Consider the following 21,440-nt stretch of genomic DNA (forward strand, 5'->3'; position numbering starts at 1 on the left):
AACAACTCACATATGTGCGGGACCTAGGGGCGATCCAGGGATGAAGAAAAGTCAGAAGTTGTTCGGCGCCAGCCTGCTGGCGCTGGCGATCAGCGGATGTGCAGTGACCAGTGAACCGATCGAACGCAGTGTCAGCGAGCAACGGGCCCGGGCAGACCTGCAAAGCATGTACAAGGGCCAGGAGCCGCTGAGCGGTCCGCTGACCCTGCACCAGGCCATGGCCCGCGCGGTGAAATACAACCTCGAAGGCCGCCTGAAAATCATGGAGGAAGCGCTGGCCAAGCGGCAGCTCGACCTCGCCAGTTTCGACATGCTGCCGCGCATGGCGCTGGACGCCGGCTACGTCGGACGCAACAACGTCAGCGCCTCCAGCAGCCAGAGCGTGCGCACCGGCACCCAGTCTCTGGAACCGTCGACCTCCCAGGACCGCGACCGCGACGTCGCCGACCTGACCATGGTCTGGAACGTCCTCGATTTCGGCGTCAGCTACATCAGTGCCAAGCAGCAGGGCGACCAGCGCCTGATCGTGCAGGAGCGCCGGCGCAAAGTGATCAACACCATCGTTCAGGACGTGCGCTCGGCCTATTGGCGGGCGATGGCCGCCGAACGCCTGCTCAAGCAGATCGACAGCCTGATGGCGCGGGTCGACACCGCCCGCCGCAACAGCGAAAGCATGAGCGAACAGCGCATTGGCGATCCGGTGCAATCCCTCGGCTATCAGCGTTCGCTGATCGAAGCCACTCGGCAACTGGAAGAACAACGCCGAGCGTTGTCGCTGGCAAAAACCGAACTGGCGACCCTGATCAACCTGCCGCTGGGCACCAACCTGACGTTGGCCACCGATGACGGTTATCAGATCCCGGAACTCAAGGTCGATCTGAGCAAACTCGAACAGGAAGCCCTGACCAGCCGTCCGGAACTGCGCGAGCAGGATTACCAGACCCGGATCAGCGCCGCCGAAACCCGCAAGGCCATGCTGCGTCTGCTGCCGGGCCTGGAGTTCTCCGCCGGCGGGCATTACGACAGCAACTCGTTCCTGGTGGAACAGGGCTGGGCCGACTACGGCGTGAAGGTCACCTGGAACCTGTTCAACGTGATCTCTGCCCCGGCGGCCATCGACGTGGCCAAGGCCGGTGAAGAAGTCGCCGCCGCACGGCGTCAGGCGATGTCGATTGCGGTGCTGGCGCAGCTCTACGTGGCCAACGCCAACTATCAGGAGGCGCTGCGCCAGTTCAAGACCAACCAGCAACTGTCGGACATTGACGGGCAAATCGTCGGTCAGTTGCGTAACCGCCGTCAGGCCGACGGCATTGGTGAGCTGGACCTGATTCAGGGCGAACTCAACACCTTGCAGGCCGACTTGCGTCGTGACTTGTCTTACGCCGATCTGCGCAATGCTTACGGCCAGATTTTCGCCAGCGCCGGCCTCGATCCGTTGCCGGATCAGGTGCAGTCGACCGAAGTCCAGTCGATCGCCACCGCGTTGGCCAACCGCGAAGCGGCGTGGGCCTCGGGGAATATTTCGGTGCCGGTGGCCCATGCCTCCGCGCAGTGAACGATGAGCCGGCCGGCGTATTCACGCCTGCCGGTCACTGTGGATCTGCCGCTGTTGTTGCAGGCCTTGGCGACGATTGAGGACAAGGCCTGGCGCGGTCACTTCAACACCGCTTATTTCGCTGGCGACTGGAGCGGCGTGGCGCTGATTTCCGCCGCCGATGCGCTGACCGAACTGTCCCCCGGCAGCGCAGAACCCGTTCAACGCGCCCCTTGGCTGAATGACCATCGCTGGCAGCAGGCCCTGCGGGATCTGCCGCTGGAAATCGTCAGTGCACGGTTGCTGCGACTGAGCCCGGGCGGGCAGATTCATGAGCATCGCGACTACGATCTAGAGGGCGCGGACGCCGATTTGCGCCTGCACATTCCACTGCTCAGTCCTCCTGCCGTGGACTTCTGGCTCGACGGCCAGCGGATGCCGATGGCGGCGGGAGAATGCTGGTTTCTCGATCTCGCCCGACCGCATCGGGTCGACAATCGCGACCGCACGGCACGGGTTCATCTGGTGCTCGATTGCCGCCCCGCGCCCTGGCTGGAGCAGATGATTGTTGAGGGTTTGCCGAGCACTCCGCTGCCTGATGGCACGGAGACGGCGCTGCAGCGTTTTCAACAGTTGCTGGTCACGGATCCGATGTTGTCCGCAACGTTGCAGGCATTGCACGACCCCGAAGTATTCACTGTCCAGACGCTGGCATTGGCCGCCGAACGCGGTCTGCATTTTTCCCGTGAAGAACTACTGGCCGCGATGCGTAACGGTCGCCGGTCATGGAACGAACAATGGCGCCTGTGAATTTCGACGGCTGGTTGCCGATCCGCTTCTGGAAAACCGCCGGGCAATGGCAGGTCGACTGGTGCTGGTTTGGCGACACGACACTGCATCAGCCGTTCTTTCGTGAAGCCGTCGAAGACGCGTTGCGCCTGCCGTTCAATCAGGCGTTCCGCCGGCAAACACCCTTGGCGGCGCTCATGGATTGGCAAGCGCTCAGCCCGGGTCTGCCGCCAAGCGCCTTCATCCTGCACGCCTCGCGGTGTGGCTCGACGCTGATCAGTCAGATGCTCGCCCGGCTTGATGATCACATCGTGGTCTCGGAACCGCCGCCCCTTGATGCCTTGCTGCGCAGCGATCTGCCGGACGAGGAGCGCCGTGCGGCCATCGCCGGATTGCTCTCGGCGTACGGTCAGCGCCGGCGCGGCACGGAGCAGCGGCTGGTGATCAAACTCGACGCCTGGAACATCGGCGAGTGGCCGCTGCTGCATGAGTGTTTTCCCGCTACGCCGTGGCTGTTTGTCTACCGCGATCCGCTGGAAATTGCCGTCTCGCACCTGCGCCGCCCCGGCCTGCACATGGTGCCGGGTGCGCTCGGCGATTGTGTGCTGGATGATGATTTGCCATTCGAAGGTCGCGAAGATTTCATCGCCCGGCGGCTGGGGCGCCTGCTGGAAGCCGGGTGGGTGCATTGCCGTGATTGTGCCGGGCTGGCGCTCAATTACAGCGAGTTGCCCGACGCGATGAGCGGGCGGCTGGCGCGGTTTTTCAAGCTGAGTGCCGCGCAATGTGAACAGGCGTTGGCGGCGACGGCGCAGCACGCGAAGCAACCGTCACAACCCTTTGTCGTCGATGGCGAACACAAGCGCCGCGAAGCATCGACGCTGTTGCAGGCACGGGTCGAACATTGCGCCCGTGCGCCCTATGCCGCGCTGGAACGCTTGCGCGCGCTCACGATTTCGCCGACAGATCCGCCATCCCCTTGAGCAACTCGATCGGCAACGGAAACACGATGGTCGAGCTCTTGTCGCCGGCAATCGAACTCAAGGTCTGCATGTAGCGCAGCTGCATGGCGCCGGGCTGGCGGCCGAGCATTTCGGCGGCCTGCATGAGTTTTTCCGAGGCCTGCAATTCGCCTTCGGCGTGGATCACCTTGGCTCGCCGCTCCCGCTCGGCTTCGGCCTGCTTGGCGATGGCGCGCACCATCGACTCGTTGAGGTCGACGTGCTTGATTTCGACGTTGGCGACCTTGATCCCCCAGGCGTCGGTCTGGGCGTCGAGCACTTGCTGGATGTCGATGTTCAGACGTTCGCGCTCGGCCAGCAGTTCGTCCAGCTCATGTTTGCCCAGCACCGCGCGCAGGGTGGTCTGGGCCAGTTGGCTGGTGGCCATGAGGAAATCTTCGACCTGGATGATCGCTTTTTGCGGGTCGAGCACGCGGAAGTACAGCACCGCGTTGACCTTCACCGACACGTTGTCGCGGGTGATCACGTCTTGTGGCGGCACGTCGAGGACGATGGTGCGCAGGTCGACCCGGACCATTTGCTGCACCACCGGGATCAGCAGGATCAGCCCCGGCCCCTTGACCTGCCAGAAGCGTCCGAGCTGGAACACCACGCCGCGTTCGTATTCGCGCAGGATGCGGAACGTCGAGCCGGCCAGGGCGATCAGCAACAGCAGCAGCGCGACAAAACCGATTTGCAGACCCATGATCACTCTCCGAGCGGTGCCGCGTCAGTCGCGGCCACTTGCAGCAACAGGCCCTTGCGTCCGACCACCCGCACCGGTTGCCCGGTGTGCAGCGGCGTGGCGCTCAGCACCTGCCAGCGTTCTCCTTGTAATTGCACCCAGCCGTTGCGGCTGTCTTCCGGTTGCACCACCGTCACCGCCGTGACACTGCCGAGCAGGCCGGCATCGCCGCTGACCGGTTGGCGCGGTCGGGTTTTCAGGGCGCGGATCAGTAGCGCGATCAGTAACAGGGCGCTGACCAGCCCGAGGCCGATCATCATCGGCACCGGCAGTTCGGCGTTGCTCAGGATCAGCGCGCCGATCACGAACATGACGATGCCACCGAGGCCGATCACCCCATAGTTGGGCAGCGCGGCTTCGGCGATCAGGAAGGTGATGCCCAGGGTGATCAGCCACAGGCCGACCGGACTGACGGCGGTAAACGGACCGTCCGCCGCAACCACCGATCCACTCAGCAGCAACAGGGCAAGCGCACAGCAACGGATGTTCACGTGACCCTCCGCGAGAGTCAGGGGTTGTACTTACAGTCTAGTTGAGGCTGCGACTGGATGATTTTTGATCAATTCGCCTGGCTCGCCAGTGGGCGGATTTCCCGGTGTTCGCGGCCCGCCGGACTAGACTTTCAAGGACAGCCACAGCGTTTCATTACCGTCCGCCGCGCAGCGTCGGCGGGCACCGAGGTGCATCATGCGTATGGCCAAGAAAGTGCAGAGCAGCCTCAACCGGGCGCAATGCGAATATGACATCGTCACCCACCCGCACTCGTCCAGCAGCCTGGAAACGGCGCGGGTCTCCGGCATTGCCGCAGAACGGGTGGCCAAATCGGTGATCCTGGACGACCGTCACGGGCACTACCTGATGGCGGTGCTGCCCGCCAGCCGTCATCTGGACTTGAGCAAGGTGCGCAGCAGCGGCGAATGGCAAATCACCCGCGAAAGCAATCTGGCGCACATCTTCGACGACTGTGAGCGCGGTGCCGTACCGCCACTGGGCGATTCCTACGGGCTGGACATGGTCATCGACCCGCTGCTGACCCGACAAAAAGACATCTACCTAGAAGCCGGCAACCACAACAACCTGCTGCACATGAGCATGCCCGAATTCCTGAAAATGGTGCCGCATGCGCAGGTGCGGGAGTTGAGTCAGTAGCTTTTTTAGCGTCTGCCCCGGCGCCAATCGCGAGCAAGCTCGCTCCCACAGGTTCTGCGCTAAACCTGTGGGAGCGAGCTTGCTCGCGAAAAATCTTTCACACCCTATAAATCTCGCAGGAGTTTCGACATGGAAAACCCGATGCACAGCCTGCCATCCCTGTTCAAACAACTCGGCCTGCCCAACGACCCGATCAGCATCGACCAGTTCATCGCCACCCATTCCCCGCTCAAACCCGAACTGCACCTGTGCGACGCGTTTTTCTGGACCAAGAGCCAGGCGGATTTCCTGCGGGACGAGATTCTCGATGATGCGGATTGGGCGGAGGTGGTGGATCAGCTGGATGTGATGTTGAGGAAGGGGCGGGGAATGTAAAAAAAATGATCGAAAAGACCGAAATGTAAAAAAAACTTGTGGGTTGTAAAAAAAACAGCGCAAAAGTCAGGGTGAGAAAAATTTTCTGAGTTCACCTTCGGACATGAATTTGTTTCAAAACTTGACTGAATTTCCCCACCAATGCGATATTGATAGTTAGCAAACTAACAGTGTGTGCATTCCCTCGTGCCGAATAACCTCGACGCTCTCCAGATGAACATCAGCAGTGCCATGGTGGTGGCCGCCAGGCATTGGCGGAAGATCTGCCAGACCACGCTGGTCAACTATGGAATTTCCGAAGCCTGCGCCGTCCCGTTGTTGATGATCGGGCGGCTGGGCGAGGGTGTGCGCCAGGTGCAGGTGGCGCAGGCGGCGGGGATGGAGTCGCCGTCGCTGGTGCGTCTGCTCGATCAGTTGTGTCACGCCGGTTTTGTCTGCCGCACCGAAGATGCCCAGGACCGTCGCGCCAAATGCCTGAGCCTGACCGACACCGGCCGTGAGCTGGTGCAAGCGGTGGAGGCGCAACTGGTGCGTCTGCGTCATGAAGTGCTCGAAGGCATCGACCAGCGCGATCTGGAGGCTACGCTTCGGGTACTGAGAGCTTTTGAGGCGGCCACTCCGCCAACGGTGATCAATCCGTGAACGGGTTCTTTTCCGGCATGCCCCCGGCGCGGGACTGGTTCTACGGGATCCGCACGTTCGCGGCCTCGATGATCGCGCTGTACATCGCCTTGCTCATGCAGATGCCGCGTCCTTATTGGGCGATGGCCACGGTGTACATCGTTTCCAGCCCGTTCCTCGGCCCGACCAGTTCCAAGGCGCTGTATCGCGCGATCGGTACGTTTCTCGGTGCGGCGGCGGCCGTGCTGTTCGTGCCGATGTTCGTCCAGAGCCCGTATGTGCTGGTGGTGGTCATCGCCTTGTGGACGGGGATTTTGCTGTTCCTGTCTCTGCATTTGCGCACCGCCAACAACTACGCGCTGATGCTGGCCGGCTACACCTTGCCGTTGATCGCCCTGCCGGTGGTGGATAACCCGCTGGCGGTGTGGGACGTGGCCGAATCGCGGACCGAAGAGATCTTTCTCGGCATCGCGGTGGCGGCGGTGGTCGGCGCGATGTTCTGGCCACGGCGCCTGGCTCCGGTGTTCAACGATGCCGTGGGCAAATGGTTCGCCGACGCCACGACCTACAGCCTTAAATTCCTCAGCCGCGACGTACAGCCCGAAGAAGTCACCGCCCTGCGCATGGCCATGGTCGGCAGTTTCAACAGCCTGGAATTGATGATCGGCCAGTTGCCGCACGAAGGTGCGCGGCCGCAGACGGTGCGCAACACCAAGGAACTGCGCGGGCGGATGATCCATCTGCTGCCGGTGATCGACGCCCTCGAAGACTCGCTTTACGCCCTCGAGCGGCGCACGCCGGAACTGGTGGAAAAGTTCGCGCCGCTGCTCACCGCGACCCGCGAATGGCTCGGCCACAAAGACGCCGATCTCGAGCGCTGGCAAGCCCTGCGGGATCAGCTCGAAGCGCTGCAACCGAGCGCCGAAGCCCTCGAAGATCGCAAACAGTTGCTGTTTTCCAATGCGCTGTATCGCCTCGGCGAATTCATCGATCTGTGGCAGGACTGCCGCAGTCTGCAGGACGCGATCCTGTGCGAGCGCCAGGACAGCTGGCGCGCGGTTTATCGCCACTGGCGCCTTGGTCGCCTGACGCCGTTTCTCGACCGTGGGCTGATGCTGTATTCGGTGGCCTCGACCATTCTGGCGATCATCGTCGCCTCGGTACTTTGGATCCTGCTGGGCTGGACCGACGGCGGCAGTGCGGTGATTCTGGCGGCGGTGTCGTGCAGCTTCTTCGCCTCGATGGACGATCCGGCGCCGCAGATCTACCGGTTCTTTTTCTGGACCGGGATGTCGGTGCTGTTTGCCAGCCTGTACCTGTTTCTGGTGCTGCCGAACCTGCATGACTTTCCGATGCTGGTGCTGGCGTTCGCGGTGCCATTCATCTGTGTCGGCACCCTGACGGTGCAGCCACGTTTCTACCTCGGCATGCTGCTGACGCTGGTCAACACCTCGTCGTTCATCAGCATTTCCGGTGCTTACGACGCGGACTTCTTTGCCTTCGTCAATTCCAACCTCGCGGGACCGATGGGGCTGCTGTTCGCGTTCATCTGGACGCTGATCGCCCGGCCGTTCGGCGCCGAACTGGCGGCCAAGCGCCTGACTCGTTTCAGCTGGAAAGACATCGTCAGCATGACCGAGCCGGCCAATCTCGCCGAACACCGGCAACTTGGCGTCCAACTGCTCGACCGCTTGATGCAGCACCTGCCGCGTCTGGCGCTGACCGGCCAGGACACCGGCATCGCCATGCGCGAAGTGCGCGTGGGGCTGAATTTGCTCGACTTGCTCGCCTACACGCCGCGAGTGACCGGCGCGCCGAACGCGTTGCTCAAGCAGGTGGTGGCAGAGGTCGGCGAATATTTCCGGGCCTGCCTCAAGGCCGGTGAACGCCTGCCGGCGCCGAGTGCCTTGCTGATGACCATGGATCGCACCCGCCGTGCGCTCAATGGCCACGGCGATGAAGAAACCCGACTAAACCTGTTGCACGCCTTGAGCGGATTGCGCCTGGCGCTGTTGCCCGGCGTGGAGTTCGTTTCAAACGCAGAGCCCGAAGAACCGCTGCCCGAAGGAGCGCCCCTATGATCGGTGATCTGGACATCAGCGGCATTTTCCTGCCGACCCTGCTGGTGTTGATGGGCATCACTTATGTGCTGTTTGTTTTGGTACACGGCGTGCTCACACGCCTGCATTTCTACCGTCTGGTCTGGCACCGGGCATTGTTCAACGTGGCTCTCTACGCCGTGATGCTGTACGGCGTGGATTCACTCAGTCGATACCTGATGACATGAAAAAACCGTTTCTGACCCTCGGTCGCGTCGTCCTGACGCTGCTGATCGTGACTTTCGCCGTCGTCGTGGTCTGGCGCATGGTGATGTATTACATGTTCGCGCCCTGGACCCGCGACGGCCACATTCGTGCCGACATCGTGCAGATCGCCCCGGACGTGTCCGGGCTGATCCAGCAGGTTGAAGTGAAGGACAACCAGTTGGTGAAACGCGGCCAGGTGCTGTTCAGCATCGACCAGGACCGTTTCAAACTGGCGTTGCGCCAGGCTAAGGCAGCGGTCGCTGATCGCGAAGAAACCCTCGCCCAGGCACAGCGTGAAGCCAAACGTAATCGCGGTCTGGGCAATCTGGTGCCGGCCGAACAGCTGGAAGAAAGCCAGTCGAAAGTGGCCCGCGCGCAATCGGCCCTGGCCGAAGCGCTGGTAGCGGTGGACAGCGCTCAGCTCAACCTTGATCGCTCGGTGATCCGCAGCCCGGTGGACGGTTACGTCAACGACCGTGCGCCGCGCTCGCAGGAGTTCGTCACCGCCGGGCGTCCGGTGTTGTCGGTGGTCGACAGCAATTCGTTCCACATCGACGGTTATTTCGAAGAGACCAAACTCGACGGCATCCACATCGGGCAGACGGTGGATATCCGCGTGATCGGCGACCGCGCTCGCCTGCGCGGGCATGTCGAAAGCATCGTCGCCGGGATCGAAGACCGTGACCGTTCGAGCGGCAGCAACCTGCTGCCCAACGTCAACCCGGCGTTCAGCTGGGTGCGTCTGGCGCAACGGATTCCGGTGCGCATTGCCTTCGACGACGTGCCGGATGACTTCCGCATGATCGCCGGGCGTACCGCCACCGTGTCGATCATCGACGATCAACCGCAGGAGCCCGCGCAATGAACAGGGCCCTGATGGTCGCCGGGCTGGGCGTGATGCTGTCGGCCTGCTCGATGGTCGGGCCGGACTATCACGTGCCCGAAGACGCGGCGATCCAGCGCAAGGATTTCCAGGGCGACCTGGCGGTGGCCGGCAAACCGGTGGTGTCGGCCCCGGTGCCGGCGGACTGGTGGCGGCTGTATCAGGATCCGCGTCTGGATCAACTGGTGCAGCAGGCCATGGCGTCCAACACCGATCTGCGGGTGGCGGCGGCGAACCTGTCGCGGGCCCGTGCGCAGGTCGATGAAGCCGAGGCGGCCGGTGGCTGGAGCGGCGGCGTGAAGATGGGCGCGCAACGCTTGCAGGAATCCGGCGAGGCATTCCTGCTGCCGGAGAAAGTGCCGGTGGCCAACATCGGCGATATCGGCATCAGCGCGTCCTACCAGTTCGATCTGTGGGGCACGTTGCAACGCGGGATCGAAGCGGCGAAGGCCAACGCTGACGCGACCCAGGCCGCTGCCGACACCGCGCGCATCACTCTGGTCGCCGACGTGGTGCGGGCCTACACCCAGGTCTGCGCGGCGAACGAAGAACGGGAAATCGCCCAGCATTCCCTCGACCTGCAATCCCAGAGCACCACCCTGATTCAGCGTCTGCGCGATGCCGGGCGCGGCGACGAAACCCAGGTCACCCGTTCGCAGACCCAATTCAAATCCCTGCGTGCTGACATGCCGCGCTATGAAGCGGCGCGCCAGGCCGGTTTGTTCCGTCTGTCGATGCTGCTGGCCAAGCCGGTCGATCAATTGCCGGCCGGCACCGCGACCTGCGCCGAACTGCCGAAAATCGCTCAACTGGTGCCGGTCGGCGATGGCGCTGCGCTGCTCAAGCGTCGGCCGGACATCCGCCAGGCCGAGCGGCGTCTGGCGGCCGCGACCGCCGGAATCGGTATCGCCACCGGCGAGTTGTACCCGGACATCAGTTTCGGCGCGACGATCGGCACCGTCGGCATTCTGGATAACCTTGGCAAACCGTCCACCAATCGCTGGGGCTTCGGTCCGTCGCTGAGCTGGAGTGTGCCGACCAACGGCGCCCGGGCCCGCATCCGCGAAGCCGAAGCCACGACCCAGGGCGCGCTGGCGCATTTCGACGGCGTGGTGCTTAACGCCATCCGTGAAACCCAGACCGGCCTGTCCCAGTACTCCGCGCTGCTGCAACGCCGCGACGCGCTGGCCGATGCCGAGCAGTCGGCGAAACTGGCGGCGGACCAGACGCACCGCTTCTTCCAGGCCGGTCGCGAGTCGTTCCTCGCCGACCTGCAGGCCACCCGCACCTACACCGACGTCACCGCGCAACTGGCCGCCGCCAACACCCAGGTTGCCATGAGCCAGATCGATTTGTTCCTCGCCCTGGGCGGCGGTTGGGAAAGCGGACGAACGCAAGCCTCGAGCGCCAGCAAACCCTGAGGCCGTTGCTATGCTTTGAAGTATTGAAAGGGCGCCCCGAACCAGGCGCCTTTTCAGTGCACATCGCTAGCGCAGGTCTAGGGGAAACCAATAATGAAAAACCCTTACGCTCTCGGCTTCTGGTGCGCCCTGGTAGCCCTGGTGCTGCTGTCGGCCACCTATTTCTACGGCATCATGCTGGCCCACCAGATCGACAAGGCAATGGTCTTCCTCGACAGCACCGTGGCGCTGATCGCGGTCATGGCGATCGTGGTCGTGGCGTCGGCCCTGGTGCAAAGCCAGCGACTCAAGAAACGCCAGCTTGAGCAGAGCAAGACGCTGCTGCTGATCTGGGACACCAAAGTCGCGCTGCGCAAAGTCGAAACCGTTTTCGACCGTTACTTCTGGGGCAGCTACTGGCAACCGGGGCGGACCTTCGCTGAAGTCATGGGCGAACTCACCGGCACGCCGCTGGAAAAAAGCCTCGAAGCCCTGAAAAAACAATGCCTGGCCCTCGACCGCCAAGTCGCCGACGACGGCTGGCACTGGCTCAATAACGCCCGCGAACTGTCGGACGTCGCCACGGCCATGGCCCGCGAGCGTTATCAACTGGACTTCTGCGACCCGCGCAGCGACGGGCCGGGCGGGGCGGTGATCGACCGGGATTTCGAAGTGCTGGTGTACACCTGGACCGCGCGACTGAAAAGCTTCGACCATCAGCTCGATGAGATCGAGGTGCAATATTCCTGATCCCGAAAAGATCGCCGAACCCGGCGATCTTTTTGTTTGTCCATGACTTGTCGACACTCTTTAACCTTTAAACGTTGGGCCGCGTCGCACTGCCAGTGCTAATCTCCACCGCTAAATTCAGCGGAGTCGCGCCACGGCCCGGTCACGGGTTCAGGGAAGACGACCACACTTTCAGCCACGGAAATCGATCAGGTCATTCATGAATAAATCAGCAGGCGTGCTTCTCGGAATTGTTGTGGCCATCGGCGCCATCAGCGTAGGCGGGGCCTGGTACACCGGCACCAAAATCGAAGGCGTACTGAACAATGCCGTCGCCAACGCCAACAGCGAGTTGCAGACCGCCATGGCCGGCTCCAACGGCAGCGCGTCGCTGGAACTGGTGTCGCTCGAGCGCAACACCTTCAGCAGCACCGCGCACTATCGTCTCAAGGGCGAGGGTGAAATGTTTGGCGAGGCGCCGGTCGAGCTATTGTTCGTCGATCACATCGAACATGGCCCGCTGCCGTTCTCGCGTCTGGTGTCGCTGAAGTGGCTGCCGGTGATGGCCACCAGTCACTACGAACTGGAAAAGACCCCGATCACCGAAAAATGGTTTGCCGCCACAAAAGGTGCCGCGCCGCTCAAAGGCGTGGTCAACATCGGTTACGACCAGTCCACCACCGGCAACCTCGAGTTGCTGCCGCTGGAAGCCGCGCTGGACGACAAGTCGAGCCTGAAATTTTCCGGCCTGAACATGGACATTTCCGCCAGTGCCCAAGCGCAGAAGGTCAAGGCCAACGGCTACATGGACAGCCTGCACCTGACCACGGTCGATGAAGAGCAGGCGCCGGTGCAGATCGAACTCAATGGCCTGACCCTGGCCAGCAATCTCGCCAAGAGCACTTACGGCTACTACACCGGCGAGAACACCCTGGAACTGACCAGCAGCAAAACCACTTTCGGCGCCAAACAGTCGGTGCTGGGCGTGAAGAACTTCGAAATGAAGAACCGCACCGAAGAGAACGGCAGCAACGCCTCCGGCCGTGCCGACTACAAGGTCGGCGAAGTGACCCTCAACGACAAGAAGATCGGTTCGGCCAACCTGGCCATGAGCCTGAAAAACCTCGACATTCCGTCGGCCATGTCGCTGATGCAAATCTACCAGACCAAGCTGCAGCCGTACGAGAAGGCCGCTGCCGAAGCCACCGCCGCCGGCCTGCCGGCTCCGGAGCTGAACCTCACCGAGGCCGAGTCCACCCAGGTCAAAGCCGACCTGCAGAAACTGCTGGCAGCCGGGCCGCAACTGGCGCTGGAAGACCTGTCGCTGAAAACCGCCAACGGCGAGAGCCGCGCGAGTCTGGTGCTCGACCTGGCCAAGCCACAGTCGATGGATTTGCCGCCGGATCAACTGGGCAAACAGCTGATCGCGCTGCTTGACGTGAATGTGCTGGTGTCCAAACCGATGCTGGTCGATCTGCTCAGCGTGCAGGCGCAAATCGACGGTCAGACCGATGCCAAGGCCATCGTTGACCAGGCCAGCGCTGGCGCAGACATGTTCGCCGGCATGGCCGTCGGTTCGCAGTTGGCGACGCTGGACGGCACCAACGTTGTCACCAAACTGCATTACGCCGCCAATCAGGTGGAATTCAACGGCCAGAAGATGACCGTCGAGCAGTTCGTCGGCTTCCTGATGAGCAAATTCGGCAGTATCGAACAGCCTCAGTAAACGCCTCGCGCGACAACGAAACGCCCGGCCTCTGCACCCCCAGACGCCGGGCGTTTTGCTGTCTGGCGTCCGGATTTGCGGCCGGTCGGGAAATCCATCGTCACGAATCTGAACAATTATTGTGTTCTGAATATTGGTCTACGCTTGCGTGCAAGACTGCTTGGATAAGCTTGGCTGAGCGTTTTTTTGCTCGGCCTCCGTTACGAAATGGGCAAGGGGGGGCGTTGCTACCCGGCTGGCCATGTAAGGATGCTGACGAATGCCGCGTATTGATGTTCCCGTATTACATCGTGGTTTACGCCCTTTGTTTCGAGTCGCGCTGTGCAGCCAGTTGCTCTGGCCGGCGCTCGCGTTCGCCGATACGGCCTACGATCAAATGGTGCTCGACGCCCGGGCAGGGCATTACACGCCTGCGTTGACCGCGCTGCGTCAGGTGCCGCCGGCCCAGGCCACTACCGGCCAGGTCAGCGATCACCTGCAAATCGCCGGCTGGGCCGGGCTCGACGCCGAAGTGGTGCAGGTCTACGAGACCCAGGGTCGTGGCCGGGCATTGCCGGTTCAGGCGCTGACCGCCACCGCCAGGGCCTATCGCAACCTCAAGCGTTGGGATCAGGCGATCCAGGTCTACAACAAGGCCCTGACGCTGGAGCCGGACAACGCCGACCTGCAACTGGGTCTGGCGTTGACTCAAGCCGACTCCAGCAAGCCTGATGAAGGGGTGATCCGTGCCCGTTCGCTGGTCGCCGCCAAACCCGATGACCCTTCCCGTCGACTGGCGCTGGGCTACGCCCTGAATCGCGCCGGCAAGCCGTACGACGCGTTGTTCGAATACGACCAGGCTTTCGTTCGCGCCGGCAACAAACCGGAGGTCGCCCGCGAATACGTGGTCGCCCTGCAAAAGGCGCGTCTGCCGGAACCGGCGCTGCGCCTGGCCAGGCAGCGTCCGGGGCTGATCGATCCCGTCACCTTGCGTCGTCTGGAAGGCGATCTGGCCGCCGAACGCGTGCGCCTCGCCGAACTGGCCACCCGCAGCGAGAAAGAACGCTACGTGATCGCCGACCGTGCTTTGGCCGACTACGACCAATTGCTCGCCACCTGGACCCCGGACGCCAGCGCCCACGACGACGTGACCCGCTGGCGCATCGACCGCATGGGCGCGCTCAAGGCCCGGGCGCGTACTGCCGAGGTCATCAGCGAATACCAGAAGCTGCAAGCCGAAGGCGTGAAGATCCCGACTTACGCCCTGCGCTGGGTAGCGGCGTCCTATCTGGATCAGCGGCAGCCGGAAATCGCCACCGATATTTACCGTCAGGTGCTGGCGGCGCCGGACGCCGATGTCGGCGACCGACTCGAAGACACCACGGCACTGTATTACTCGCTGCTGGAAAGCGACCGCGCCGAAGAGGCGCGCAAGGTCGCCGAAGATCAGGCGAAGACACAGAAACCGCGCATCGAACTCAAGGGTCTGCCGATCGGCAACCCCAACGACGAATGGATGGACGCCCAGCAACTGGCGGCGCAGGCCGGCACCTACGGTTCCGACCTGCCTCACGGCGAAGAGCGCTTGCAGACTCTGGTGGATCAGGCACCGGGCAACATCGGTCTGCGCCTGGCCCAGGCCGATCTGTACCTGGCCCGCAACTGGCCGCGCCGCGCGGAAAACCAGCTCAAGGAAACCGAGAGTATGGTGCCGCGCGACATGGGCCTGGAAATCGCGCAGGCCCGCACCGCCATGGACCTGCAGGAATGGCGGCAGATGGATGCGCTGACCGATGACGTGGTAGCGCGTTTCCCGGACAACCGTCAGGTCCAGCGTCTGGCCCGTGAGCGCGAAGTGCACGACATGTCCGAGCTGCGCGTCGAAGCCTACGGCGGCAAGGCCAACGGCGGCAACGGTGGCGATGCCGGCGCGGTCACCGGCAGCCGGGATTTTGGCATCCAGACCACCCTTTACAGCCCGCCGATCGATGAAGACTGGCGAGTGTTCGCCGGGGCCGGATACGCCACTGGCGATTTCGCCGAAGGCACCGGCCACCATCGCTTCCAGCGTGTCGGTCTGGAGCGTCGCACCCGCGACGTGACCCTCGAAGCCGAGGTGTCGAATCATTCCTATGGTTTCGGCGACAAGCAGGGTGCGCGCCTGGCGATTGCCCGCGACATCGACGATCACTGGCAATACGGCGGCAGCCTCGAATACCTGTCGGCCGAGACCCCGTTGCGGGCACTCAACAGCGACATCAAGGCCAACGGCGGCAGCGGTTTCATCCGCTGGCGCGCCAACGAGAGCCGCGAGTGGCGGCTGTCGGTCAGCCCGTCGCACTTCAGCGACGGCAACAACCGCGTCGAAGCCTTGCTGACCGGAAAAGAGGGCGTCTACAGCGCGCCGAACCTGCAAGTCGATGCGGGCCTGGAAGTGGGCACCAGCCACAACTCCAAGTCCGATGACGTGCCGTACTTCAACCCGAAGTCGGACTTCAGTGTCATGCCGCTGCTGAACGTCAATCACGTCCTGTACCACCGCTACGAAACGGTCTGGAGCCAGCAGTTCCAGGCCGGTGCGGGTACTTACAGCCAGCGTGATCACGGCACCGGCGGCATGGCATTGCTCGGTTACGGCCAGCGCTACGCCTGGAACGACGTGTTCGAGGTGGGCGGTTTGTTCAGCGTGATCAACCGGCCCTATGACGGTGACCGGGAAACCGATCTGCGTCTGCTCGTCGACCTCACTTTCCGCTTCTAGAAGAGTTTGAAGATGCCTTTGATTTCGCGTTTCATCCTTCTGCTGGGAGTGCTGCTGGTCAGCGCCTGCGCCCAGCAAGCCCCGGCCTTCGTGCCGCCGTCCGAGCGACCGGTGGCAGCCAATGAAAAGCCCTGGCCGAAAAACCACGTGCTGGGCATTGCCTACCACGACGTCGAAGACCGTGACCCCGATCAGGCGGTGGTGGCGGTGCGCACCGAGCGCCTGCTCGAACAGCTCGCCTGGCTGCGGGAGAACAACTACAAACCGGTGACGGTCGATCAGATCATGGCCGCGCGCAAGGGCGGGCCGGAACTGCCGCCCAAGGCGATCCTGCTCAGCTTCGACGACGGTTACGCAAGCTTCTACACCCGCGTGTTGCCGGTGTTGCGCGCCTATAACTGGCATGCGCTGTTGGCGCCGGTCGGCACCTGGATCGATACGCCGCTGAACCAACCGGTGGACTTCGCCGGCACGCCGCGTCCGCGCTCGGACTTCCTGACCTGGGCTCAGGTGCGGGAAATCTCGCAATCGGGCCTGGTGGAAATCGCCGCCCACACCGACGCCAGCCACAAGGGCATCCTCGCCAACCCGCAAGGCAACATGCAGCCGGCGGCGGCGACCCGACGCTACGATCCGGTGAGCAAACGCTACGAATCCGAAGCTGATTTCCAGGCGCGGATCCGCACTGACGTGCAGGCCATTTCGGAAAAAATCCGCAAGAACACCGGTAAAAAACCGCGCATCTGGGTCTGGCCTTACGGGACGGCGGACGGCACGTCGCTGACCGTGGTCAGCGAGGAAGGCTATGAAATGGCCCTGACCCTCGATGACGGTCTCGATGCTCTAGACAACCTGATGAGTGGCCCACGCTTCCTGGTCGCCTCCGACCCTGACGGCGAGCACTTCGCCAACAGCGTGGTCGGCGTGCAATCGGATTTCACCATGCGCGTCGTGCACGTGGATCTGGACAACGTCTACGACCCGGACCCGGCGCAGCAGGAAATCAACCTCGGCAAACTGATCCAGCGCATGGCCGACATGGGCGCCAACACGGTGTTCCTGCAAGCCTTCGCCGATCCGAAGGGTGATGGTCTGGTGCATTCGCTGTACTTCCCCAACCGTCATCTGCCGATGCGCGCCGACCTCTTCGACCGCGTCGCCTGGCAATTGCGCACCCGGGCTCATGTGAAGGTCTTTGCGTGGATGCCGGTGCTGAGTTTCGAACTGGATTCGAAGCTGCCACGGGTGACGCGCTGGGATCCGAAGACCGGCACGACCGCTGTCGACCCGGATCAATACAAACGCCTGTCGCCGTTCGATCCCGAGGTGCGGCGGATCATCGGCGAGATCTACGAAGACGTGGCACGCCTGACTTCGGTCGATGGCATTCTCTACCACGACGACGCAGTGCTTTCGGACTTTGAAGACGCCGGCCCTCAGGCACTGAAGACCTATGCCGCCAACGGCCTGCCGGGCTCGATCGCCGCCCTGCGTGACGATCCGGCGGCGATGCAGCGCTGGACGCGCTTCAAGAGCCGTTACCTGATCGACTTCACCAACGAACTGACCGCCAAGGTGCGCGCGATTCGTGGCCCGCAAGTGCTTACCGCACGCAACATCTTCGCCGAGCCGGTGCTCAATCCGCACAGCGAAGCGTGGTTCGCGCAGAACCTCGACGACTTCCTCGTGACCTACGACTGGACGGCGCCGATGGCCATGCCGCTCATGGAAAAACAGACCCATGCGCAATCCGGTCCGTGGCTCGAAGCGCTGGTGGCGAAGATCAAACAGCGCCCCGGTGCGCTGGATCGCACGGTGTTCGAACTGCAGGCCCGGGACTGGACGAAAAAGGAACAGGCCGATATCGACGGTACTCAACTGGCCGACTGGATGAGCCGCCTCAAGCGCCAGGGCGCCACCAGTTTCGGTTACTACCCGGACAACTTCCTCGAGAACCTGCCGGACCTGAAAACCGTGCGGCCTGCGCTCTCCAACAAATGGAACCCATGACATGCTGGATAGACTGCTGGCCCTGCTTGTTCTGGCGATCGTCCTCGGCGTCCCGCTGGGGCTGATCTTCCTGGTCACCGGGCAATTCCTGATGGACTTCGTGTTCTTCTACCCGCTGTTCATGTCCGGATTGTGGATTTCCGGTGGCCTGTATTTCTGGCTGCACTGGGAGCGGCACTGGCCGTGGAAGGACGACACCCTTCCGCCACCGCTGGAAGGCGAACCGCTGATTTCGATCCTGATCCCTTGCTACAACGAGGGCGACAACGCCGCCGACACCATCCACGCGGCGCTGGCGCAGCATTACCCGAACATCGAAGTCATCGCGATCAACGACGGTTCCAAGGACAACACCGCACAAGTGCTGGATGCGCTGGCCAAGGAAGATCCACGGCTGCGCGTCCTGCACCTGGCGGAAAACCAGGGCAAGGCTGTGGCCTTGCGCATGGGTGCCATCGCTGCGCGCAGTGAATATCTGGTGTGCATCGACGGTGACGCGCTGCTGGCGCCGAACACCGCCGCTTACCTTGTGGCGCCGATGCTCGACAACGCACGACTGGGTGCGGTGACCGGCAACCCACGAATCCGCACGCGTTCGACATTGGTCGGGCGGGTTCAGGTCGGTGAGTTCTCGTCGATCATCGGGCTGATCAAACGCACCCAGCGGGTGTTCGGGCGGATTTTCACCGTGTCGGGTGTAATCGTCGCGTTCCGCCGCACGGCGCTGAACCGGGTCGGCTACTGGAGCCCGGACATGATCACCGAAGACATCGACATCAGCTGGAAACTGCAACTGGACCACTGGAGCATCTTTTACGAGCCCCGTGCCCTGTGCTGGATCCTGATGCCGGAAACCCTGCGCGGTCTGTGGAAGCAGCGTCTGCGCTGGGCCCAGGGCGGCGCCGAAGTGTTGTTCAAGAACATTCGCGGGATCTGGCAGTACCGCCATCGTTACCTGTGGCCGCTGCTGTTCGAATACTGCCTGTCGACCGGTTGGGCGTTCACGTTCCTGTTGTCGGTGATCTTCTGGGCCGTCGGCAAGTTCGTGGTCATGCCTGAAGCCATTGCCGTCGATCACCTCATGCCGCCGGCGTTCACCGGGTTGCTGCTGGCGTTTGTCTGCCTGGTGCAGTTCGCGGTCAGCATCATCATTGACCGGCGTTACGAGCCGGGCCTGGGCAAGACCATGTTCTGGGTGGTGTGGTACCCGATCGCGTTCTGGTTCGTCAGCCTGCTGACCACGCTGGTCAGCTTCCCCAAAGTATTGTTCGGCCAACACCAGAAGCGTGCGCGCTGGATCAGTCCCGACCGGGGTATCAAACCGATCGGGGACGATGAAGAGGAGGTTATCAAATGAAAATCATCCGGACCCGCCAACGGCCGTTTCTGGTGGTGGTCGATGCGTTCTTCACGGTGCTGGCCTGGGTCGGCCTGCTGTACCTGCTGGTTCGCGGCCTGTGGCCGTTGATCGAGACCCACGAAGGCGGGCCGCGCATCGACAACTCGGCGTTCGAAGCCCTCGGCACCTTGCAGATTTATCTGTGGGTGGCGCTGGTCAACGCGGTGATCCTGATCGGCTGGGCGCGCTATCAGCAACGCAAGAGCCGAAGCTTCGCCCAGCGCCGCCTGCCATCCCCGGTGGTCGACGATGAAGGGCTGAGCCGCAGCTTCAAACTGTGCGACGAGCGCTTTCAGAAGCTGCGCGGGCCGGGCGTGATGACCATCCACAATGATCAGGACGGCGACGTCAGCCATGTGGTGCCGCATTTGTGGCCGGTCCACCCCGAAGAACTGCCGCCGCCGCTGTCGCCACTGGAACATCCTCGGGTGATTTTTCTGCACGCCGAGGACGACGACAACCGCGAGCCGCTGAACCGGATCACCTGAGGGCGCGAATCAGTCGCCAGGCTTCCTCCATCGGCAGCGGTTGCTTCATGCGTTCGGCGAGCAGCGCCATCGCTCGTTCCTCTTCGCAGGCTACCGCTGCCACCACCACGCCCTTGCTCCCGAACAGCCCGATAAACGGCGGCTGTTCGGGTTCGCCGATGAATTCGACTGCATCCCACGCCTCGGCATGACCGAGATAGTCGTAGTTGCGGCCGAAATGCCAGGTCCAGAAATACGGCACGTCGAGGTAATGCTCATCGCCTCCGAGCAGGTTCGCGGCGACGATCCGCGCGTGCTGCTGGGCCAGGCGCCAGTGCTCGATTCGCTGTGGCTGGCCGTTCAACGGGAAGGTGGCGATATCGCCAATGGCCCACAGGCTGTCGGCGACACGCAGGCTGGCATCGACCAACAGTGATTGGTCCTTCTCGCGGCGTAGGTCGCCGAAGGCTTCGGTGGCCGGGTGTACGCCGATTCCCGCCAACACCAGATCTGCCGACAGGCGCAGGCCGTTGTTGAGCAACACCGCCTCGACCTTGCCGTCGCCGGTGATCTCTCTGGCTTCGTGATCAGTGATGAATTTCACGCCGTTTTCTTCATGCAGCGCCCGGATTGCTTTGCCGACGGCTTCACCGAACTGCGCTGCGAATGGAATCGCGTGACGCGCCAGCACCGTCACCTCGAGACCGTGCTGGCGCAGGGCCGAAGCGCATTCGAGCGCAATGAAACTGTCGCCGATGATGACTGCACGCTGGCCGGGTTGGGTGGCGTCCATGATGGATTGCGCCTGGGCTTTGGAGCGCAGGACAAACACTTGGGGCAGTTCGGCGCCGGGCAGTTCCAGCGCGTTGGGCGTTGCACCGGTGGCCAGCACCGCCGCGCTGTAATTCAGTGTGCGGCCATCGCTCAGGTGAAGGGTTTTGGTATCGATATCGAGCCCGGTGACTTCGCCTGAAACCCGGTTGATGTGTTGTTCGCGGTAAAAATCGTCATCGCGCAGGGGCGGGGTTTCCGGCGTCGGCATTTCCCCGGACAGCACGAATTTGCTCAGCACCGTGCGGTCGTAGCCGGCGTCCGGCTCGCGGTCGATCAGCACGATCCGCCCGCCGAAGCCTTTTTCCCGCAGGGCGGCGGCACAGGCCGTTCCCCCGGCACCGGCGCCGACGATGACAAAGGTGCGCGGATCGTCCTGTGGCGGGGTGTGCGGGTCCGGCAACGGCAACGGCTGGTCATCGACCCACACCTCGTCGCCGCGCAGTTCCAGCGGATAGCGCTTGAGGCTGTCCAGCGCCGGAGGCTCGCAGAGAGCGCCGTCTTCCACGCGAAAGGCCGCCTTGTGCCACGGGCAGATCAGTCGGCCATGGCACAACGCGCCATCCGCCAGCGGCGCGCCGGCATGCGGGCATTCCCCCTGAAAGGCGCGCAACTGGGCGGCGGCGCGCAGCAGGACGATCTTGCAGTCGCCGATTTGCACCTCCAGCCCACGGTCTTCAGGCACATCGGCGAAACGGGCGACACGGTGCAGGGTCATGGTCGTGCTCCTCACAG

The 21,440-nt window shown here is 62.9% G+C and carries 19 protein-coding genes; 16 read left to right on the forward strand and 3 right to left on the reverse strand.

What is annotated here, in order from left to right; translation table 11 throughout:
* Window positions 1-40 precede the first annotated feature (40 nt).
* The 3 genes from N8H71_RS26630 to N8H71_RS26640 are packed head-to-tail and all read left to right on the forward strand — an operon-like array spanning window position 41 to window position 3,306.
* Complete coding sequence (locus tag N8H71_RS26630; RefSeq protein WP_007957681.1) at window positions 41-1,555, forward strand: TolC family protein; 1,515 nt, start codon at window positions 41-43, stop codon at window positions 1,553-1,555.
* Window positions 1,556-1,558: 3 nt separating this feature from the next.
* Window positions 1,559-2,344 carry an aspartyl/asparaginyl beta-hydroxylase domain-containing protein gene (locus N8H71_RS26635; protein ID WP_262196280.1) on the forward strand — a complete coding sequence of 262 codons (786 nt, stop codon included), beginning with the start codon at window positions 1,559-1,561 and terminating at the stop codon, window positions 2,342-2,344.
* Window positions 2,332-3,306, forward strand: coding sequence for a sulfotransferase family protein (locus N8H71_RS26640; RefSeq protein ID WP_262196281.1), 975 nt, complete (start codon window positions 2,332-2,334; stop codon window positions 3,304-3,306). The genes N8H71_RS26635 and N8H71_RS26640 overlap by 13 nt, the downstream gene beginning before the upstream one ends.
* Here N8H71_RS26640 and N8H71_RS26645 read toward each other — a convergent pair.
* On the reverse strand, window positions 3,272-4,030 hold the full coding sequence (locus tag N8H71_RS26645; RefSeq protein WP_007957673.1) for a slipin family protein: 759 nt from the start codon (window positions 4,028-4,030) through the stop codon (window positions 3,272-3,274). The two genes, N8H71_RS26640 and N8H71_RS26645, sit on opposite strands and share 35 nt — an antisense overlap.
* Window positions 4,031-4,032: 2 nt before the next feature.
* Window positions 4,033-4,560, reverse strand: a complete 528-nt coding sequence (locus N8H71_RS26650) for an NfeD family protein (protein WP_179693074.1) — start codon at window positions 4,558-4,560, stop codon at window positions 4,033-4,035.
* 196 nt (window positions 4,561-4,756) lie between these two features.
* Between N8H71_RS26650 and N8H71_RS26655 the strand changes: the two genes are divergently transcribed.
* The 13 genes from N8H71_RS26655 to pgaD all read left to right on the forward strand — a co-directional run bounded on the left by N8H71_RS26655 (window position 4,757) and on the right by pgaD (window position 19,895).
* On the forward strand, window positions 4,757-5,218 hold the full coding sequence (locus tag N8H71_RS26655) for an aminoacyl-tRNA deacylase (protein ID WP_007957669.1): 462 nt from the start codon (window positions 4,757-4,759) through the stop codon (window positions 5,216-5,218).
* 129 nt (window positions 5,219-5,347) lie between these two features.
* Window positions 5,348-5,593, forward strand: a complete 246-nt coding sequence (locus N8H71_RS26660; RefSeq protein WP_262196283.1) for a DUF2789 domain-containing protein — start codon at window positions 5,348-5,350, stop codon at window positions 5,591-5,593.
* Window positions 5,594-5,806: 213 nt separating this feature from the next.
* Window positions 5,807-6,235: a MarR family winged helix-turn-helix transcriptional regulator gene (locus tag N8H71_RS26665; protein ID WP_011331882.1), complete on the forward strand. Its 429-nt coding sequence runs from the start codon at window positions 5,807-5,809 to the stop codon at window positions 6,233-6,235.
* Complete coding sequence (locus N8H71_RS26670; RefSeq protein ID WP_262196284.1) at window positions 6,232-8,295, forward strand: FUSC family protein; 2,064 nt, start codon at window positions 6,232-6,234, stop codon at window positions 8,293-8,295. Before N8H71_RS26665 ends, N8H71_RS26670 begins: the two co-directional genes overlap by 4 nt.
* A complete protein-coding gene (locus tag N8H71_RS26675) occupies window positions 8,292-8,501 on the forward strand; it encodes a DUF1656 domain-containing protein (RefSeq protein WP_007957657.1) in 210 nt (69 codons plus the stop codon). The genes N8H71_RS26670 and N8H71_RS26675 overlap by 4 nt, the downstream gene beginning before the upstream one ends.
* Window positions 8,498-9,385, forward strand: coding sequence for an efflux RND transporter periplasmic adaptor subunit (locus N8H71_RS26680; protein WP_262196285.1), 888 nt, complete (start codon window positions 8,498-8,500; stop codon window positions 9,383-9,385). The genes N8H71_RS26675 and N8H71_RS26680 overlap by 4 nt, the downstream gene beginning before the upstream one ends.
* Window positions 9,382-10,824, forward strand: coding sequence for an efflux transporter outer membrane subunit (locus N8H71_RS26685; RefSeq protein WP_074689355.1), 1,443 nt, complete (start codon window positions 9,382-9,384; stop codon window positions 10,822-10,824). The genes N8H71_RS26680 and N8H71_RS26685 overlap by 4 nt, the downstream gene beginning before the upstream one ends.
* Window positions 10,825-10,917: 93 nt before the next feature.
* Complete coding sequence (locus tag N8H71_RS26690) at window positions 10,918-11,553, forward strand: hypothetical protein (RefSeq protein ID WP_007957651.1); 636 nt, start codon at window positions 10,918-10,920, stop codon at window positions 11,551-11,553.
* 199 nt (window positions 11,554-11,752) lie between these two features.
* Window positions 11,753-13,258: a YdgA family protein gene (locus tag N8H71_RS26695; protein WP_262196287.1), complete on the forward strand. Its 1,506-nt coding sequence runs from the start codon at window positions 11,753-11,755 to the stop codon at window positions 13,256-13,258.
* Between the two features lie 259 nt (window positions 13,259-13,517).
* Window positions 13,518-15,998, forward strand: coding sequence for a poly-beta-1,6 N-acetyl-D-glucosamine export porin PgaA (pgaA, locus tag N8H71_RS26700; RefSeq protein ID WP_262196288.1), 2,481 nt, complete (start codon window positions 13,518-13,520; stop codon window positions 15,996-15,998).
* Window positions 15,999-16,010: 12 nt separating this feature from the next.
* Window positions 16,011-18,008 (forward strand): poly-beta-1,6-N-acetyl-D-glucosamine N-deacetylase PgaB, encoded by a 1,998-nt coding sequence (gene pgaB, locus N8H71_RS26705; RefSeq protein WP_262196289.1) that lies wholly within the window; start codon window positions 16,011-16,013, stop codon window positions 18,006-18,008.
* 1 nt (window position 18,009) lies between these two features.
* Window positions 18,010-19,365 (forward strand): poly-beta-1,6-N-acetyl-D-glucosamine synthase, encoded by a 1,356-nt coding sequence (gene pgaC, locus N8H71_RS26710; protein WP_262196290.1) that lies wholly within the window; start codon window positions 18,010-18,012, stop codon window positions 19,363-19,365.
* Complete coding sequence (gene pgaD, locus N8H71_RS26715; protein WP_262196291.1) at window positions 19,362-19,895, forward strand: poly-beta-1,6-N-acetyl-D-glucosamine biosynthesis protein PgaD; 534 nt, start codon at window positions 19,362-19,364, stop codon at window positions 19,893-19,895. Before pgaC ends, pgaD begins: the two co-directional genes overlap by 4 nt.
* Here pgaD and N8H71_RS26720 read toward each other — a convergent pair.
* On the reverse strand, window positions 19,888-21,423 hold the full coding sequence (locus N8H71_RS26720) for an apoptosis inducing factor family protein (protein ID WP_262196292.1): 1,536 nt from the start codon (window positions 21,421-21,423) through the stop codon (window positions 19,888-19,890). The two genes, pgaD and N8H71_RS26720, sit on opposite strands and share 8 nt — an antisense overlap.
* Window positions 21,424-21,440 lie beyond the last annotated feature (17 nt).

It is taken from the genome of Pseudomonas koreensis (genome assembly GCF_025447595.1).
GTDB lineage: Bacteria > Pseudomonadota > Gammaproteobacteria > Pseudomonadales > Pseudomonadaceae > Aquipseudomonas > Aquipseudomonas koreensis_H.